Annotated in this window: 3 protein-coding genes; all 3 read left to right on the forward strand. The window is 76.6% G+C overall.

Annotated features, from left to right (window positions below; genetic code table 11):
• Positions 1–3,072, forward strand: a 3,072-nt coding sequence (locus ACGF5C_RS33470) for an SDR family NAD(P)-dependent oxidoreductase (protein WP_393308218.1), incomplete at its 5' end; no start/stop codon positions are given.
• Positions 3,073–3,098: 26 nt separating this feature from the next.
• Positions 3,099–17,765 (forward strand): type I polyketide synthase, encoded by a 14,667-nt coding sequence (locus ACGF5C_RS33475; RefSeq protein WP_393308220.1) that lies wholly within the window; start codon positions 3,099–3,101, stop codon positions 17,763–17,765.
• 45 nt (positions 17,766–17,810) lie between these two features.
• Positions 17,811–19,879, forward strand: a 2,069-nt coding sequence (locus tag ACGF5C_RS33480) for a type I polyketide synthase (RefSeq protein ID WP_393308222.1), incomplete at its 3' end; no start/stop codon positions are given.

Raw genomic sequence — 19,879 nt, forward strand, 5'->3', positions numbered from 1 at the left:
TCCGCGCATCCGGTGTTGACGATGCCGGTGACGGCGATCCTGGACGACACGGGCAGCTCGGGGCACACGCTGGGTAGCCTGCGGCGGGGTGACGACGACCCGACCCGGCTGCTGACGAACCTGGCCACCGCGCACGCGATCGGCCTGCCCGTCGACCTGACGAAGGTCCTCACGCCCGCACCGACCGTCGACCTGCCCACGTACCCGTTCGGGCGGGACCGGTACTGGCTGGCACGCGGCGGCGCCAGCCGGGCCGGGCTGCCCTCGGCCGGCCTCGACGCGGTGGACCACCCGCTGCTCAGCGCGGCGGCCGACCTGCCCGGCGACGAGGGCCTGCTGCTCACCGGTCGGATCTCGCTGGCCACCCACCCGTGGCTGGCCGACCACGCCGTGCTCGGCACGGCCCTGCTGCCCGGCACGGCCATGGTGGAGCTGGCGTCGTCCAGCGGCCGCGTCGTCGACACCGCGCACGTGGCGGAGCTGGTCCTGGAGGCGCCCCTCGTCGTCCCCCGGACCGGCGGCGTGGACCTGCGGGTCCGCGTCGGCCCTGCCGACGCCGACGGCTGCCGCCCGGTCGCCATCCACTCGTACGTCGACGACGGCACCGACCGGCCGGAGAAGGCCCGGCAGTGGCAGCGGCACGCCAGGGGCCTGCTCGCCCCCACCCGGGCGGTGACGGTGGCCCCGGCCGGCGCCTGGCCGCCCGCCGACGCCGAACCGATCGCGCTGGACGCCCTCTACCCGCACCTCGCCGAGCAGGGCTACCACTACGGCCCGGTCTTCCAGGCCCTGCGCGCGGCCTGGCGCAGCGGCGGTGACATCCTCGCCGAGGTGGCGCTGGACGCCGACGCGGCCACCGACAGCGCCGCCTTCTCGGTGCACCCGGTGCTGCTCGACGCCGCTCTGCACGCCATCGGCGCCAGCGCCCTCGGCCGCGTCGACACCGAGGCGCAGCCGAGCGCGGCGCAGACCGGGCTGCCGTTCTCCTGGACGGACGTCGCGATCCAGCCCACCCGGGCCCGTGAGCTGCGGGTCCGGCTCACCGTCACCGAGGCGTCGGTGGCGGCGACCGTCACGGACACCTCCGGCGTGCCCGTCGCGTCCCTCGACTCCCTCGTCCTGCGGCCGGTCAGCACCGACCAGCTCGACGCGGCCCGCCGGGCGGCGAACCGGTCGCTGCACCGGCTCGACTGGATCGCCCCTGAGCCCGGGACGGCCCGGCCCGCCCGGATCGCCGTGCTCGGCGACGCCGACGGTTGGCCGGGCACGGAGGCGTACCGGGACCTCGACGAGCTGGTCGAGGCCGTGACCCGCGGGGCGGCCGTGCCCGACGCGGTGCTCGCCACCCGCGTGGGGAAGCGTGCCGACGAGCCGAGCCCGGCCCGGGCCGCGCACCTGGTCAGCCACGAGACGCTGGCGCTGGCGCAGGACTGGCTCACCCGGGAGCCGCTGGCGGACGCCCCGCTCGTCGTCGTCACCCGGGGCGCGGTCTGCGTCGACGGCGACGAGCGGCCCGCCGACCTGCCGGCGGCCACGGTGTGGGGGCTGGTGCGCTCCGCCCAGTCGGAGAACCCGGGCCGGTTCGTGCTGCTCGACCTCGACGACGACCCCCGCTCGGCGGTGGCCCTGCCGGCGGCGCTGGCCACCGGCGAGCCGCAGCTCGCCGTCCGGGCCGGCCAGCTCCGGGTGCCCCGGCTGACCCGGCTCGGCCCGGCGCCGCAGGACCGGCCGGCGCCGGACCTGTCCGCCGGCACCGTCCTGGTCACCGGCGCCTTCGGTGTGATCGGCCGGCTGGTCGCCCGGCACCTCGTCACCCGGCACGCGGTGCCCCGGCTGCTGCTGGTCAGCCGCAGCGGCCTCGGCGCCCCGGGCGCGGCGGAGCTCGTCGAGGAGCTGACCGGGCTCGGCGCCACCGCCCAGGTCGTCGCCGCCGACGTCACCGACCGGGACGCCCTCGCCGTGCTGCTCGACGAGATCCCCGCCGACCGACCGCTGGTCGGCGTCGTGCACGCCGCCGGGATCCTCGACGACGGGGTGCTGCCGGCACTCACCCCGGCCCGGTTCGACACCGTCCTCGGGCCGAAGGTGGACGCCGCCTGGCACCTGCACGAGCTGACCGAGAAGCTGGACCTGGCCGCGTTCGTGCTCTTCTCCTCCGCAGCCGGGCTGTTCGGCGGTCCCGGCCAGGCCAACCACGCCGCCGCGAACGCCTTCCTCGACGCCCTCGCCCACCACCGCCGGGCGAGCGGGCAGGCCGTCACCTCGATGGCGTGGGGACCGTGGGCCAACCCCGACGAGCCCGGCGGGCCGCAGGGGCACGTGGACGAGGAGCGGATGAGCCGCGCCGGCTTCCACCCCCTCGACGCGGACGAGGGCATGGAGCTGTTCAGCGAGGGACTGCGCCTCGGCGACGCGGTGGTCGTACCGGTGAGCCTGGACCACGGGGTGTTCGGCCGGCTCGGCCCGGCGCTGCCCCGGCTGCTGCACGGCCTGGTCCGCCCGACCGTCGGGGCACCGGCGGCGGCGACGTCGGCAGCGGACGCGGCGGCGGCGCTGGCGGACACCCTCGCCGCCACCCCCGAGGGGGAGCGGGACCGGGTGCTGTCCGACCTGGTCCGCACCCACGCGGCCGCGGTGCTCGGCTACTCCTCGATGCGCGACATCGACGAGGAGAAGGGCTTCGTCGAACTGGGCTTCGACTCGCTGACCGCGGTGGAGTTCCGCAACCGGCTCAGTGTCGCCACCGGGCTGCGCCTGCCGTCCACCCTGATCTACGACCGGCCGACCACCGCGGCCATCGTCGCCCACCTGCGCGGGTCGCTGCTCGCCGAGCGGACCACCTCCGCGCTGTCGGTGCTCGGCGAGCTGAACAAGCTGGAGACCACCATGCGCGCGGTCGCCGCCGACGACACCGATCGGACCGCCGTCGCCGCCCGGCTGCGCGAGCTGCTCTCGCTCTGGACGTACGCCGAGGCCGACGTCGACGACGCCGCCGCGGGCGACGGCAACCTCAGCTCCGCCAGCGCGGAGGAGCTGTTCAGCCTCCTCGACGACGAGCTCGGCACGGCCTGAGCGCATGTCCCGGACCTCTGACCCCGATACGGAGTGGCCCGATGCCCACTGAGGAAGAGTTCCTCGACTACCTCCGGCGTGCCACGGCCGACCTGCGCGAGGCACGGCGGCGCGTGCGCGAGGTGGAGGCGAAGGACCGCGAGCCGATGGCCATCGTCGGCATGGCCTGCCGCTACCCGGGCGGCGTCACGAGCCCGGACGAGCTGTGGCGACTGGTCGCCGACGGCCGGGACGGGGTGGGGGACTTCCCGACCGACCGGGGCTGGGACCTGGAGCGGCTGTTCCACGTCGACCCGGACAACCCGGGCACCTCGTACACCGACAGGGGCGGCTTCCTCTACGAGGCCACCGAGTTCGACCCGGCCTTCTTCGGCATCTCGCCCCGTGAGGCCCTGGCCATGGACCCGCAGCAGCGGCTGCTGCTGGAGAGCTCCTGGGAGGCGTTCGAGTCCGCCGGCCTGGACCCGCAGCGGCTGCGCGGCAGCCGCACCGGGGTGTTCGCCGGGGTGATGTACCACGACTACGCCTCCCGGGTGGTGGACCTGCCCGACGGCGTGGAGGGCTACCTGGGCACCGGCAACTCCGGGAGCGTGGTGTCCGGCCGGGTGGCGTACACGTACGGCCTCGAAGGGCCGGCCGTCACCGTCGACACCGCCTGCTCGTCGTCGCTGGTCGCCGTGCACCTGGCCGTGCAGGCGCTGCGTCAGCGCGACTGCGACCTCGCCCTGGCCGGCGGCGTGACCGTGCTGTCCACCCCCGGCGTCTTCGCCGAGTTCTCCCGGCAGCGCGGGCTCTCCGGCGACGGGCGGTGCAAGTCGTTCGCCGCCGCCGCCGACGGCACCGGCTGGGCCGAGGGCGTCGGCGTGCTGCTGCTCCAGCGGCTGTCGGACGCGCAACGCGACGGCCGGCGGATCTACGCGGTGATCCGGGGCAGCGCCGTCAACCAGGACGGGGCGAGCAGCGGCCTGACCACCCCGAACGGCCCCAGCCAGGAGCGGGTCATCCGGCAGGCCCTGGCAAACGCCCGGCTCTCCCCGGCCGACGTGGACGTGGTCGAGGCGCACGGTACGGGCACCACCCTGGGCGACCCGATCGAGGCGCAGGCGCTGCTGGCCACGTACGGGCAGGACCGCGCCGACGGGGAGCCGATGTGGCTCGGCTCGGTGAAGTCCAACCTCGGTCACACCCAGGCCGCGGCCGGGGCCGCCGGCATCATCAAGATGGTCATGGCGATGCGGCACGGCGTCCTGCCGCGCACCCTGCACGTCGACGAGCCCACCCCGCACGTCGACTGGTCGGCCGGCGCCGTCGAGCTGCTGACCGAGGCCCGGCCCTGGCCGGAGAAGCAGCGGGCGCGGCGGGCGGGCGTGTCGTCGTTCGGCGTCAGCGGCACCAACGCCCACGTCATCGTCGAACAGGCCCCCGCCGCCGAGGAGCCGGCGCCGGCGGGGCAGGCGGCGCCGCCGCCGCTGGTCCCGGTGCTCCTGTCCGCGCGCAGCCCCCGGTCCCTCGCCGCGCAGGCCCGCCGCTGGGCCGACCACCTCGCCACCGACTCCTCGGCCCGGCCCGTCGACGTCGCCGCGTCCTCGCTCAGCCGGGCCGGGCTCGACCGGCGGGCCGTCGTGCTCGCCGCCGACCGCGCCGACCTGCTCGCCGGACTGTGTGCCCTCGCCGACGGCGAGCCGGCACCCTCGGTGATCACCGGCGCGGCCACCTCCCGTGGCCGGGTCGCGTTCCTCTTCTCCGGCCAGGGCGCCCAGCGGGCCGGCATGGGCCGGCAGCTCGCCGAGGCGTACCCGGTCTTCGCCGCCGCACTCGACGAGGTCTGCGCCCAGCTCGACCCGCACCTGCCGCGGCCGCTGCGGGAGGTGATGTTCGCCGAGGACGGCACCGCGGACGCGGAGCTGCTGCACCAGACGGTGTTCACCCAGGCCGGCCTGTTCGCCGTCGAGGTGGCCCTGGCCCGCCTCGCCGGGTCGTTCGGCGTCGTTCCCGACTTCCTGGTCGGCCACTCGATCGGCGAACTGGCCGCCGCACACGTCGCCGGGGTGCTCTCCCTCGCGGACGCGGCCGCGCTGGTCGCCGCCCGGGGCCGGCTCATGCAGGCCCTGCCGGCCGGCGGGGCGATGCTCGCCGTCGCCGCCGACGAGGCGTCGGTGGCCCAGTCGCTGTCCGGCGTGACCGGCCGCGTCGACATCGCCGCCGTCAACGGGCCCACCTCCGTCGTCGTCTCCGGCGACGCGCAGACCATCGACGAGCTGGCCGCCCTCTGGGCCGACCGCGGTACGCCCACCCACCGGCTGCGGGTCAGCCACGCCTTCCACAGCGCGCTGATGGAGCCCATGCTCGCCGAGTTCGCGGCGGTCGCCGAGGGCCTGACGTTCCGCCCGCCCACCGTGCCGATCGTGTCGAACGTGACCGGCCGGATCGCCGAGCCGGAGCAGCTGTGCAGCCCGGGCTACTGGGTGCGGCACGTCCGGGAGGCCGTGCGCTTCGCCGACACCGTCCAGCGGCTCGCCGAGGCCGGCGTCGGCACGTACGTCGAGCTGGGGCCCAGCGGAGTGCTCACGGCCATGGCCCAGAGCTGCCTCACCGACCCGGCGGCGGTGCTGGTGCCGCTGGTCCGCAAGGACCGGCCGGAGCCCCGCGCCGTGCTGGAGGGGCTTGCCCGGCTGCACGCCGACGGCCTCGCCGTCGACTGGGACGCGCTGCTCGCCGACACCGGCGCCCGCCGGGTGGACCTGCCCACGTACGCGTTCGAGCACGAGCGGTACTGGCTGGAGCCGGTCGGCCGGCTCGCCGACGTCTCCGGCGCCGGACTCGGCGCGGCCGGGCACCCGCTGCTCGGCGCGGCGGTCTCCGTCGCCGGCGAGGACATGGTGCTGCTCACCGGCCGGCTGTCGCTGGCCACCCACCCGTGGCTGGCCGACCACGCGGTCTCCGGCGTCGTGGTGGTGCCCGGCACGGCGCTGGTCGAGCTGGTGGTGCGGGCCGGCGACGAGATCGGCGCCTCCCGCGTACGGGAGTTGACCGTCGCCGCGCCGCTGACGCTGCCCCCGACCGGGGGGATGCGGGTGCAGGTGCGCGTCGGCCCGGCCGACGACGCCGGCGCCCGAGCGGTGACCGTGCACGCCCAGTCCGAGGAGGACCCGGACGCCGGCTGGGTGCGGCACGCCGAGGGCGTACTGGAACCCGCCGCCGCCGAGGAACCCGGCCTGGGGGCGTGGCCGCCCGCCGCCGCGAGCGAGGTGCGGCTCGACGACTGGTACGACGCGCTGGCCGGGCGTGGCCTCGCGTACGGGCCGGCGTTCCGGGGCCTGCGCCGGCTGTGGACCGGCGACGGCGAGGTGTACGCCGAGGTGGCCCTGCCGGAGGACGTGGCGGACGCCGCCGGCGCCTTCGGGGTGCACCCGGCGCTGCTGGACGCCGCCCTGCACCCCGTCGGGCTGCTGCTCGCCGGTGCGGGCGACGGCCCCCGGGTGCCGTTCGCGTTCGAGGGCGTCCAGGTGCACGCGTCCGGCGCGTCGGCGCTGCGGGTGCGGCTGTCCCGCGACGGCTCGACGGTGCGACTGGTCGCCGCCGACGCCACGGGCGCGCCGGTCGTGTCGGTGGACTCCCTGGTCCTGCGGGAGATGACCGGCGTGACCGCCCCGGGCGCGGCGGCCCGGTCGATGTTCGAGGTGGTCTGGCAGGCCGAGGAGGTCACGGCGGTCGAGGACCTGTCCGGCTGGGCGTTGCTCGCCGGCCCGGACCAGCCGAACCACGCCGGCCTGCCCGCGTTCGCCGACGTGGCGGCGGTGCTGGCCGCCGCGGCCGGAACGGGTGCGGAACCGCCGCGGATCCTCGTGCTGCCGGTGCCCACCCCGTCCGGCACGGACGTGCCAGGGTTGGTCCGGGCGGTGGCCACGGACGTGCTCGGGGTGGTGCAGGCGTGGCTCGCCGCCGACGCCCTGGCCGACTCCCGACTGGTGGTGCTGACCCGGGGCGCCGTGGCGGCCCGCGACGTCGACCAGGTCGCCGACCTGCCCGGCGCCGCCGTGTGGGGCCTGCTCCGCTCGGCGCAGTCCGAGCACCCGGAGCGCCTGGTGCTGGCCGACCTCGACCGGGACCCGGACGCCGCCACCCTCGCCGTGCTGGCCGGCGTCGCCGACGACCTGCCCGCCACCGGCGGGCAGGTGGCGCTGCGTGCCGACGCGGTCCTGACCCCCCGCCTCGCCCGCGCCACGCTCCCCACCGAGGGGGACACGCCGGCCCTCGGCGACGGCACGGTCCTAGTCACCGGCGGCACGGGGGCGCTGGCGGCCGTCGTGGCGGAGCACCTGGTCACGGCCTACGGGGCGCGGTCGCTGCTGCTGGTGTCCCGGCGGGGCCCGGCCGCCCCCGGCGCGGAGGCGCTGACGGAGCGGCTCACCGGCCTCGGTGCCCGGGTCGACGTCGTCGCCGCCGACGTCACCGACCGCGACCAGGTGGCGGCGCTCGTCGCCGGCGTCAGCGGCCGGCTGGCCGGTGTGGTGCACACCGCAGGCGTGCTCGACGACGGCGTGGTCTCGGCGATCAGCCCGGAGCGGCTGGCCGGCGTGCTGGCCCCGAAGGCCGCCGCCGGCTGGTGGCTGCACGAGGCGACGCTCGGCCTGGACCTGGACCTGTTCGTGCTGTTCTCCTCCGCGGCGGGCGTGCTGGGCTCCCCGGGACAGGCCGCGTACGCGGCGGGGAACGCGTTCCTCGACGCGCTGGCGGTGCACCGCCGGCAGGCCGGCCTGCCGGGGGTCAGCCTGGCGTGGGGCATGTGGGACACCGCCGGCATGGCCGCGTCGGTGAGCGACGCCGACCGCGCCCGGTCGACCCGGGCCGGCATCACCGGGATGGGCACCGACACGGGCCTGGAGCTGTTCGACGCCGCCCTGGTCGCGGACCGGCCCGTGCTCGTACCGGCCGTCATCGACGTGGCGGCGATGCGGGCGCAGGTCGTCGCCGGCCGGGTGCCGTCGCTGCTGCGGGTGCTGCTGGGCGGGGTCAACGCCCGCCGGCAGGCGGGCCGGGGCAACTGGGCCGACCGGCTGGCCGGACTGGACCCGCAGGAGGCCCGCGAGCAGGTCGACGCCCTCGTCCGCGGCCTGGTCGCCCAGGTCCTCGGGCACGGCGCCGCCGAGGCGGTGCCGGGGGACCGGGCGTTCCGGGAACTGGGCTTCGACTCGCTGACCGCGGTGGACCTGCGCAACCGGATCAACGCGGCGACGGGGCTGCGGCTGCCGTCGACGCTGGTGTTCGACTACCCGACCGCGCGGATCCTCGCCGGCCAGGTCTACGCCGAGCTGGCCGGCGGCCGGGCGGCCACGGTCCCAGCCGCCGAGGCGGCCACGGGCACCGGCCTCGGCGAGCCCATCGCGATCGTCGGCATGGCCTGCCGCTACCCCGGCGGGGTCGACAGCCCCGACCAGCTGTGGGAGTTGCTGGCCACGGCCGGGGACGGGATCGGCGAGTTCCCGGCCGACCGGGGGTGGGACCTGGACTCACTGTTCGACCCGGACCCGAACAGCAGCGGCACGTCGTACACCCGGCAGGGCGGATTCCTGTACGGGGCCGCCGAGTTCGACCCGGGCTTCTTCGGGATCTCGCCGCGGGAGGCGCTGGCGATGGACCCGCAGCAGCGGCTGCTGCTGGAGACCTCGTGGGAGGCGTTCGAGTCGGGGGGCCTCGACCCGCACCGGCTTCGGGGCAGCCGGACGGGCGTGTTCGCGGGCGTCATGTACCACGACTACGCGTCCCGTCTGATGGACCTACCCGCCGAGGTGGAGGGCTACATCGGCACCGGAACCTCCGGCAGCGTGCTGTCCGGCCGGGTGGCGTACACGTTCGGGCTGGAAGGGCCGGCGGTCACGGTCGACACCGCCTGCTCGTCGTCGCTGGTCGCGCTGCACCTCGCGGCGCAGGCGCTGCGGTCGGGGGAGTGTGACCTGGCCCTCGCGGGCGGCGTGACCGTGATGGCCACCCCGGGCACGTTCATCGAGTTCTCGCGGCAGCGCGCGCTGTCGCAGGACGGGCGGTGCAAGTCGTTCGCCGCCGCCGCCGACGGCACCGGCTGGGCGGAGGGCGCGGGCGTACTGCTCGTGCAGCGGCTCTCCGACGCCCAGCGGGAAGGCCAGCGCATCCTGGCGGTCGTGCGCGGCACCGCCGTGAACCAGGACGGCGCGTCCAACGGGTTGACCGCCCCGAACGGGCCGTCGCAGCAGCGGGTGATCCGGCAGGCGCTGGCCAACGCGCGCCTGACCACGGTCGACGTCGACGCCGTGGAGGCGCACGGCACCGGCACCACGCTGGGCGACCCGATCGAGGCGCAGGCGCTGCTGGCGACGTACGGCCAGGACCGGCCCGCCGAGCGGCCGTTGCTGCTGGGGTCGGTCAAGTCGAACATCGGGCACACGCAGGCCGCCGCCGGCGTGGCCGGTGTGATCAAGATGGTCCTCGCGATGCGGCACGGGATCGTCCCGCCGACGTTGCACGTGGACGAGCCGTCCCCACACATCGACTGGGCGGCCGGGGCCGTCGCGCTCGCCACCGAGGCGACCCCGTGGCCGGCCGTCGACCGGCCGCGCCGGGCCGCCGTGTCGTCCTTCGGCATCTCCGGCACCAACGCCCACGTGGTGTTGGAGCAGGCCCCCGAGCCCACGGTCGTGGCGGAGTCCCAGCCCGGCCCCGCCGCCGACGCCGGGCTCGTCCCGCTCGTGCTGTCCGCCGCGGACCGGACCGCCCTGCGGGAGCAGGCCGTCCGGTTGCGGTCGCACCTCGCCGCGCACCCCGAGATCCAGCCGGACGAGGTGGCGTACGCCCTGGCGACCACGCGGGCGTCGTTCCCGCACCGGGCCGTGGTGCTCGGCCGGCACCAGGCCGAGCTGACCCGGGGCCTCACCGCGCTCGCCGACGGCCAGGCCGTCCCCGCCGTGGTGACCGGTACGGCCCTGCGCGACACCGCCCCCGTCTTCGTCTTCTCCGGCCACGGCTCGCCGTGGCCCGGCATGGCGGTGGAGTTGCTGGACAGCTCCCCGGTCTACGCCGCGTCGATGGCCGAGTGCGAGGCCGTCCTCGCGCCCTGGGTCGACTGGTCGCTGACCGACGTGCTGCGCGGCGCCGAGGGCGCCCCGCCGCTGGCCGCGTCCGGCGTGCTGGAGCCTGCCCTCTGGGCGGTGACGGTCTCCCTGGCCCGGCTGTGGCGCTCGCTCGGCGTACGGCCGGCCGCGGTGGTCGGGCACTCCCAGGGGGAGATCGCCGCCGCCTGCGTGGCCGGCGCCCTCTCCCTGGAGGACGCCGCCCGGATCGTGGCCCTGCGCAGCCAGGCGCTGGTCGACCACGCCGGCGAGGGCGGGACGGTCGACGCCTTCCACGTCGAGGGCGCCCTCCACTCCACGCAGATCGAGGCTGTCGCCGACCGGTTCCTGAGCGCCCTCGACGGGATCACCGCCCGCCCCGCCGAGTTGCCCTTCTACTCCGCGCTGACCGGCCGGCAGACCGACACCACCACCCTCGACGCCCACTACTGGCACCGCAACCTGCGGGAGACGGTGGACGTCGAGCGGGCCGTACGCAGTCTGCTCGCCGACGGCCACCAGGTCTTCCTGGAGGTCGGCCCGCACCCGGTGCTCAGCTCCGGGATGCGGGAGACGATCGACGCCGGCGAGCACGAGGCGGCCGTGGTGGAGACCCTGCGCCACGGCGAGGGCGGTTGGCCCCGGATGCTCACCGCCCTCGCCGAACTGCACGTACGCGGCGTCGACGCCGACTGGAACGCCGTCTGCGGCGTGCGTACCGGACCGGCCGTGCCGCTGCCGACGTACGCCTTCCACCGGCAGCGGTACTGGCCCGAGGCGCCGCTGCGCACCGGCCCGGCGTCCACGGTGGAGGACCCGGCCGAGCGCCAGTTCTGGGACGCCGTGGAGCGGGCCGACGCGGACGCCCTCGCCGCCGCCATGCGCATCGACGGGACCGCGGCGCGGACGCTCGGCGAGGCGCTGCCGGTGCTCTCCGGGTGGCGGCAGCGGCGCCGCGACGAGTCCACGGTGGACGCCTGGCGCTACCGGGTGCACTGGAAGCCCCGCACCGCCGCGTCCTCGGCCCGGCTGGGCGGGACCTGGCTGCTCGTGGCGCCCGCCGCGTACGCCGGCCACCCGCTGGTCGGGCAGGTCGCCCAGGCCCTCGGCGAGGCCGGGGCCGACGTCGTCCCGGTGACCGCCGCCGACCCGGACCGCGCGGCGCTGGCCGGGCAGCTCGCCCACCTCGCCACCGACGCCGTCACCGGCGTGCTCTCCCTGCTCGCCCTCGACGAGACCGGCCACCCGGACCGCCCGGTGGTGCCCGCCGGGCTGGCCGGCACGCTCGCCCTGGTGCAGGCCCTCGGCGACCTCGGGATCACCGCCCCGCTGTGGTGCGCCACCAGCGGAGCCGTCTCCACCGGTCGCGCCGACCCGCTCGACCACCCCCGGCAGGCCCCGGTCTGGGGCCTCGGCCGCGTGGCCGCCCTGGAACACCCCGAGCGATGGGGCGGCCTGGTCGACCTGCCGGCCGCCCTGGACCGCAGCTCGCGGGGCCGGCTCGGCGCCGTCCTCGCCGGGGTCGGGCACGAGGACCAGATCGCTGTCCGCCCCTCCGGCCTGTTCGCCCGCCGGCTCGTCCGCGCCGGCACGGACACCCCGCCGGCGGTCACCGGCTGGCGGCCCGCCGGCACCGTCCTGGTCACCGGCGGCCTCGGCTCGCTCGGCGCGCACGTGGCCCGCTGGCTTGCCCGCAGCGGCGCGTCCCACCTGGTGCTGACCAGCCGGCAGGGCCCGGCGGCGGCCGGTGCGGCCGAGCTGGAGGCGGAGCTGACCGCGCTCGGCGCGACCGTCACGGTGGCGGCCTGCGACGTGGCCGACCTCGACTCGCTGCGGGGCCTCGTCGACCGGCTCGCCGGGCAGGGCGTCCGGATCGACGCGGTCTTCCACGCCGCCGGGGTCGCCCTCGCGGGCCCGCTCGCCGGCACCGACCTGGCCGATCTCGCCGACGGCCTGCACGCGAAGGTTGCCGGCGCGGTCAACCTCGACGAGACCTTCGGCGGCGACCTGGGCGCGTTCGTCCTGTTCTCCTCCGGGGCGGGCGTCTGGGGCGGCGGCCTGCAGGGCAGCTACGCCGCCGGCAACGCGTTCCTCGACGCGCTCGCCGAGGACCGGCGTCGCCGGGGCCTCGCGGCCACCGCCGTGGCCTGGGGCGCCTGGGACGGCGGCGGCATGGTGGAGACCGAGGGCGCCGCCGACCACATGTTCCGCTCCGGCGTCCGGCCGATGCGCCCCGAACTGGCCGTCGCCGTGCTCGCCCAGGCCCTCGCCCACGGCGAGGCGACCCTCACCGTGGCCGACATCGCCTGGGACCGGTTCCACCAGACCTACGCGATGGCCCGCCCCCGGCCGCTGATCGAGGACGTTCCCGAGGTCGCCCGGATCATCGCCGCCGCCCGTGCCCGCGACCACGACGAGCCGGCCGAGGCGTCCCCCCTGCGCGGCCGGCTCGCCGGCCTGGCCGAGCCGGAGCGCCGCCGTACGCTGCTGGAGCTGGTCCGGATGCACGCCGCGGCGGTGCTCGGTCACGCCTCCGCCGAGGCGATCGGCGTGGACCGGCCGTTCCGCGAGATCGGCTTCGACTCGCTCAGCGCAGTGGAGATGCGCAACCGGCTGGGCGAGGCGGTCGGGCTGCGGCTGCCCGCCACGCTGGTCTTCGACCGGCCAAACCCGTCCCTGCTTGCCGGCTGGCTGGCCGACCGGATCCTCGGCGTGACCGACGAGACGGCCGCCCCCACGCAGGCCGTCGCCGCGCTGGACGAGCCGATCGCCATCGTCGCCATGAGCTGCCGCTACCCAGGAGGGGTGGCGAGCCCCGAGGATCTGTGGCGGCTGGTGGCCGAGGGCCGCGACGCCATCGCCCCGTTCCCCGCCGACCGGGGCTGGGACCTCGAAGCCATCTACGCCCCCGACCCCGACACCCCAGGCACCTCGTACGTCCGCGAGGGCGGCTTCGTCGCCGATGTCGGCGGCTTCGACCCGGGCCTGTTCGGCGTCTCGCCCCGCGAGGCCCTGGTGATGGACCCGCAGCAGCGGCTGCTGCTGGAGACCGGGTGGGAGCTGTTCGAGCGCGCCGGCATCGCCCCCGCGGACATGCGGGAGACCAGCACCGGCGTCTTCGTCGGCACCAACGGGCAGGACTACGCCACCCTGCTGATGGCCGCGCGGGCCGAGACCGAGGGCTTCCAGGCGACGGGCAACACCGCGGCGGTCGTCTCCGGCCGGCTGTCCTACACGTTCGGCCTGCAGGGCCCCGCGGTCACCGTGGACACGGCGTGCTCGTCGTCGCTGGTCGCGCTGCATCTGGCCGCGCAGGCGCTGCGTTCCGGCGAGTGTGATCTCGCGCTGGCCGGCGGTGTCACGGTGATGTCGACGCCGGGCGCGTTCCTGGAGTTCTCCCGGCAGCGCGGTCTCGCCGCCGACGGGCGGGTCAAGGCGTTCGCGGCCGGCGCGGACGGCACCGGCTGGGGCGAGGGCGTCGGCCTGCTGCTCCTGCAACGTCTCTCCGACGCCCGGCGCGACGGCCGGCGCGTGCTCGCCGTGGTGCGCGGCTCCGCGACCAACCAGGACGGCGCTTCCAACGGCCTCACCGCCCCGAACGGGCCCGCCCAGCAGCGGGTCATCCGGCAGGCCCTGGCCAACGCCCGGCTCTCCCCGGCCGACGTGGACGTCGTCGACGGCCACGGCACCGGCACCCGCCTCGGCGACCCGATCGAGGCGCAGGCCCTGCTCGCCACGTACGGGCAGGACCGGCCCACCGACCGGCCGCTGTGGCTCGGGTCGATCAAGTCGAACATCGGCCACACCCAGGCGGCGGCGGGCGTCGCCGGCGTGATCAAGATGGTGCTGGCGATGCGGCACGACCTGCTGCCGCCCACCCTGCACGTCGACGAGCCCACCCCGCAGGTCGACTGGTCCGAAGGCGCGGTCGCGCTGCTCGCCGAGCCTCAGCCGTGGCCGGTCGTGGACCGGCCGCGCCGGGCCGCGGTGTCGTCGTTCGGGGTCAGCGGCACCAACGCCCACGTCATCCTCGAACAGGCCCCGCCGGCCGAGGACGACGCGCGGCAGACGGACGACGCGCCACGGACCGACGCCGCGCGGCCCCCGGCGCCGCCGCTGCTGCCCTGGGCGGTCTCCGGCGCCGACGAGGACGCGCTGCGCGCCCAGGCGGCCCGGCTCGCCGAGTGGGCGTCCACCGAGCCCGCCGCCGACGCGGCCGTCGCCCGGGCCCTGGCCACCGGCCGGTCCCACCTGCGGCACCGCGCGGTGCTCCTCGCGGCCGACCGGGACGCGTACGTGGCCGGGCTGCGGGCGCTCGCCGCCGGGCAGACCCACCCGAGCCTCACCCGGGACGTCGCCGCGTCCGGCGGCACCGTCGCCGTGCTCTTCTCCGGGCAGGGCGCGCAGCACGCGGGAATGGGCCGGGAGCTGTACGAGACGTTCCCCGCCTTCGCCGAGGCACTCGACGAGGTCTGTCAGCACCTCGACGCCCACCTGCCCCGGCCGCTCAAGACGGTGCTGTTCGCCGCCGACGGCAGCGCCGAGGCCGCGCTGCTGGACCAGACCGTCTTCACCCAGGCCGGGCTGTTCGCCGTCGAGGTGGCCCTGCACCGGCTGCTGGCGGGCTGGGGCGTCCGCCCCGACCTGGTCGCCGGGCACTCCGTCGGCGAGATCGCCGCCGCGCACGTGGCCGGGGTGCTCACCCTGCCGGACGCCTGCGCCCTGGTGGGCCACCGGGGCCGGCTCATGCAGGCCCTCCCGGCCGGCGGCGGGATGCTCGCCGTCGCCGCCGGCGAGGCCGAGGTCACCGACACCCTCGCGCCGTACGTCGACCGGGTCGCCGTCGCCGCCGTCAACGGCCCGGCCGCCGTGGTGGTCTCGGGCGACGGCGACGCGCTCACCGAGCTGGCCGAGCACTTCACCGCGCTCGGCGTACGCGTCAAGCGGCTCAACGTCAGTCACGCGTTCCACAGCCCGCTGATGGAGCCGATGCTGGCCGAGTTCGCCGCCGTCGCCGCCACCTGCGACTACGCCCCGCCGACCGTGCCGCTGGTGTCCAACCTGACCGGCCGGGTCGCCGACCCTGAGCTGGTCTGCACCCCGGACTACTGGGTGCGGCACGTGCGGGAGGCGGTCCGGTTCGCCGACACAGTCACCCACCTGCGCGACCTCGGGGTGGGCACCCTGCTGGAGGTCGGCCCCGACACCGTGCTCACCGCCCTGGCCGCCGACGCGCTGCCCGACGACGGCCCGCTCGTCACCGGGACGCAGCGCCGAGGCCGGGGAGAGGTGGCCGCCCTGCTCGGCGCGCTGGCCCGGCTGCACTGCCACGGCGTACGCGTCGACTGGGCGGCGCTGCTGCCGGCCGCCGACCCGGTCGAGCTGCCCACGTACGCGTTCCGGCACCGGCGGTTCTGGCCCGTCGGCGACGGCGACGTGGTCGCCGCCGGCGAGCGGGCCGCCGCCATGGCGGGCCCCGCCGACGACGCCTTCTGGCAGGCCGTGGCGGCGGGCGACGGTGACGGGCTGGCCGCCCGGTTCGGCGTCGACCCCGACCAGCCGCTGCGGGCCCAGCTGCCCACCCTCGCCGAGTGGCACCGGCGGCGGCAGACCGACGAGCTGGTCAACGGCTGGCGCTACCGGATCACCTGGCCGCAGCGGCGGCTCACCGCCGGCGACGCCACGGGGGACTGGCTGCTGGTCGTCCCGGCGGGCGCGGCGGCGGAGACGGCGGACCGGATCGCCGAGCTGATCGGCGCGCACGGCGGCGACGTACGGACCATCGCGGTCGACCCCGCGGCCGTCACCCGGGCCGAGCTGGCCGGGCTGCTGCCCGCCGGCCCACCCACCCGGATCGTCTCGCTGCTCGCCCTGGACGAGCGCGCCCACCCCGACCACCCGAACGTGCCCGCCGGGCTCACCGGCAACCTCGCCCTCATCCAGGCCGTCACCGACGGCGCCCCGGCCGGGCCGCTGTGGCTGCTCACCCGGCAGGCCGTCAGCACCGGCCCCGGCGACCCCATCGCCCACCCCGCCCAGGCCACCACCTGGGGCCTCGGCCTGGTCACCGCCCTGGAGCACCCCGCGCACTGGGGCGGCCTGCTCGACCTGCCGGCCGAGCTGGACGCCACCGCCGGGGAGCACCTGCTGCGGGCGCTGACCAACACCGACGCCGAGGACCAGCTCGCCGTCCGCCCCCTGGGCACGCACCTGCGGCGGCTGGCCCGGGCGGCCCGCGCCGAGGCGTCCGACGCCCCGGCCTGGCAGCCGCCGGACACCGTGCTCATCACCGGCGGCACCGGCGCCATCGGCCGGTACGCCGCGACGTGGCTGGCCCGGCACGGCACCCGGCGGCTGATCCTGGTCAGCCGGCGCGGTGCGGACGCCCCGGGCGTCGCCGACACCGTCGCCGAGCTGGCCGACCTGGGCGCGCAGGCCACCGTTCTCGCCTGCGACCTCGCCGACCGGGACGCCGTCGCGATCCTGGTCGACGGGCTGCGCCGCGACGGCGAGACCGTGCGCGCCGTGGTGCACGCCGCCGGCGTCGGACGTCTCAACCCGGTCGCCGTGGTCACCGCCGACGAGCTCGCCGACGTGGTCTCCGGCAAGACCGCCGGCGCCCGCCACCTCGACGAGCTGCTCGACCCGGACGACCTGGAGATGGTCGTCTACTTCTCCTCCATCGCGGCGGCCTGGGGCGTCGGCGACCACGGCGCGTACGCCGCCGGCAACGCCTTCCTCGACGCCTGGGCGCAGTCCCGGCCCGCCGGCCGGGCCCGGGTGCTCTCGGTCAACTGGGGGCCGTGGGCCGGCGGCGGCATGATCAGCGACGACCTCGCCGTGGCGATGAGCCGGCGCGGGGTCACCCTGCTCGACCGGGAGCCGGCGATGGCCGCCCTGCGCGCCGCGGTCGAGGGCGACGGCGCGGTGCTCACCGTCGCCGACGTCGACTGGGCGCGCTTCGCCCCGGTCTTCGCCTCCGCCCGGCCCCGGCCGCTGATCAGCGACCTGCCCGAGGTGGCGGCGCTGCGTACCGGCCCCGACCCGGCCGACGAGGACGGCGACGAGGTGCTCGCCGGGCTGCGCAAGCGGCTCGCCGGCCTCACCGCCGGCGAGCAGAACCGGCTGCTGGTCGACCTGATCCGTACCGCCGCCGCCGAGGTGATCGGCCACGACAGCCCGTACGCCCTGGAGGCCGACCGGCCGTTCCGGGACCTCGGCTTCGACTCGCTGACCGCGGTGGAGCTGCGCGGCCGGCTGGCGAAGGCCACGGGCCTCAACCCGGCCAGCTCGGTGGTGTTCGACTACCCGACCCCGCAGGCCCTCGCCGAGCACCTGCGGGCCGAACTGGTCAGCGAGGCATCGGTGGAGGCGCTGCCCACCGTCGAGGAGCTCGACCGGCTGGAGGAGGCGCTCGCCGGGCGCGAGGCCGACGACATCGGCCGGGTGCGGATCACCATGCGGCTGCACCGGCTGCTGGAGCGCCTCGGCGCCGCCGAGCGGGGCGCCGGCGGGCGGCCCGACGAGGCCGCCGACGTGGCCGACCGGCTGCGGACGGCCAGCAACCAGGAGCTTTTCGATCTTTTGGACAGGGACCTCGGGCTTTCCTGAGGCACGCGTCACCTACCGGTAATGAACGAGGAAGTGAGACCAACCATGGCGAACGTGCCGGTGGAGAACGAGGGCTCGGGACCGACCATGTCGGACGAAGAGCGGCTCCGTGAGTACCTGACGCGTGTCATGGCCGAGCTGCACCAGACCCGCCAGCGGCTCCGCGAGGTCACCGCCGAGGAGTCGGAGCCGGTGGCCATCGTGGCCATGAGCTGCCGCTACCCCGGCGGCATCAGCTCGCCGGAGGAGCTGTGGCGGCTCGTCTCGGCCGGCGGGGACGCCATCGGCGACTTCCCCGCCGACCGGGGCTGGGACCTCGACCGGCTGCACCATGCCGATCCGGACAACCCCGGCACCTCGTACACCGCGTCCGGCGGGTTCCTGTCCGACGCCGGGCACTTCGACGCAGCCCTGTTCGGCGTCTCGCCCCGCGAGGCCGTCGCCATGGACCCCCAGCAGCGGCTGCTGCTGGAAACCAGCTGGGAGCTGTTCGAGCGGGCCGGCATCGCGCCGCTGTCGCTGCGGGGTAGCCGCACCGGCGTCTTCATGGGCACCTCCGGCCAGGACTACGCCGCCGTCATGCACCGCGCCCCCGGCGTCGAGGGGTACGTGCTCACCGGCACCGCCGCCAGCGTCGTCTCCGGCCGGCTCGCGTACACGTTCGGGCTCGAAGGCCCCGCGGTCACCGTGGACACCGCCTGCTCGTCGTCGTCCGTCGCCGTCCACCTGGCCTGCCAGGCTCTGCGTGAACGCGAGTGCGGCCTGGCCCTCGCCGGCGGGGCCACCGTCATGGCCACCCCCGGCGCGTTCCTCGAGTTCTCCCGGCAGCGCGGCCTCGCCGCCGACGGCCGGTGCAAGTCGTTCGCCGCGTCCGCCGACGGCACCGGCTGGTCCGAGGGCGTCGGCGTGCTGCTGCTCGAACGGCTCAGCGACGCCCGCCGCAACGGTCACCCGGTGCTCGGGATCATCCGCAGCTCCGCGGTCAACCAGGACGGTGCCAGCAACGGCCTCACCGCTCCCAACGGGCCAGCCCAGCAGCGGGTCATCCGACAGGCGCTGGCCAGCGCGAAGCTCACCCCCGACCTGATCGACGCCGTCGAGGCGCACGGTACGGGCACCACCCTCGGCGACCCGATCGAGGCGCAGGCCCTGCTCGCCACGTACGGGCAGGACCGGGGCGACGGCGCCCCGCTGCTGCTCGGGTCGATCAAGTCCAACATCGGGCACACCCAGGCCGCTTCCGGGATCGCCGGGATCATCAAGATGGTCCTGGCCATGCGGCACGGCGTGCTGCCGCCCACCCTGCACGTCGACGAGCCCACCCCGCACGTCGACTGGACCGCCGGCGCGGTCGCCCTGGTCACCGAACCGACGCCGTGGCCGGCGGTGGACCGGCCCCGCCGGGCCGCCGTCTCCTCGTTCGGGATGAGCGGCACCAACACCCACCTCATCCTCGAACAACCCGAGGAGGCCCCCGCCGACGCCGAGCGGCCGGACCTTCCCGCTCCCGCGCCCGTGCTGCTCACCGGCCGCACCCGCGCCGCGCTGCGCCGCCAGGCCGAGCTCTGGTCCGGGTACGTCGCCGGTGGCCCCGACCTGAGCCCCGTCGACGTCGCCTGGACCTCGGTGGTCTCCCGGTCGCCCCTCGACCACCGGGCGGTGGTCTTCGCCGCCGAGCGGGACGAGTTGACCGGCGCGTTGGACGCGCTCGCCGACGGCCGGCCGGCGTCGCAGGTCGTTGCCGGGGTCGCCGGCACTGCGGGTGAGGTCGCTTTCGTCTTCCCCGGTCAGGGCTCGCAGTGGGTGGGCATGGCCGCCGAACTCCTCGACACCGCTCCCGTCTTCGCCGAGAAGCTGGGGGCCTGTGCGGAGGCGTTGCGCCCGTACGTGGACTGGTCTCTGATCGATGTGGTGCGTGGTGTGCCGGGCGCGCCGTCGTTGGAGCGGGTCGACGTCGTCCAGCCGGCTTTGTTCGCGGTGGGTGTGTCGTTGGCGGCGCTGTGGGAGTCGTACGGTGTCCGCCCGTCGGCGGTGGTCGGGCACTCCCAGGGTGAGATCGCGGCCGCGTACGTTGCCGGGGCGTTGGCCCTTGAGGACGCGGCGGCGGTGGTGGC

Source organism: Micromonospora sp. NPDC047620 (assembly GCF_043205005.1).
Lineage (GTDB): Bacteria > Actinomycetota > Actinomycetes > Mycobacteriales > Micromonosporaceae > Micromonospora.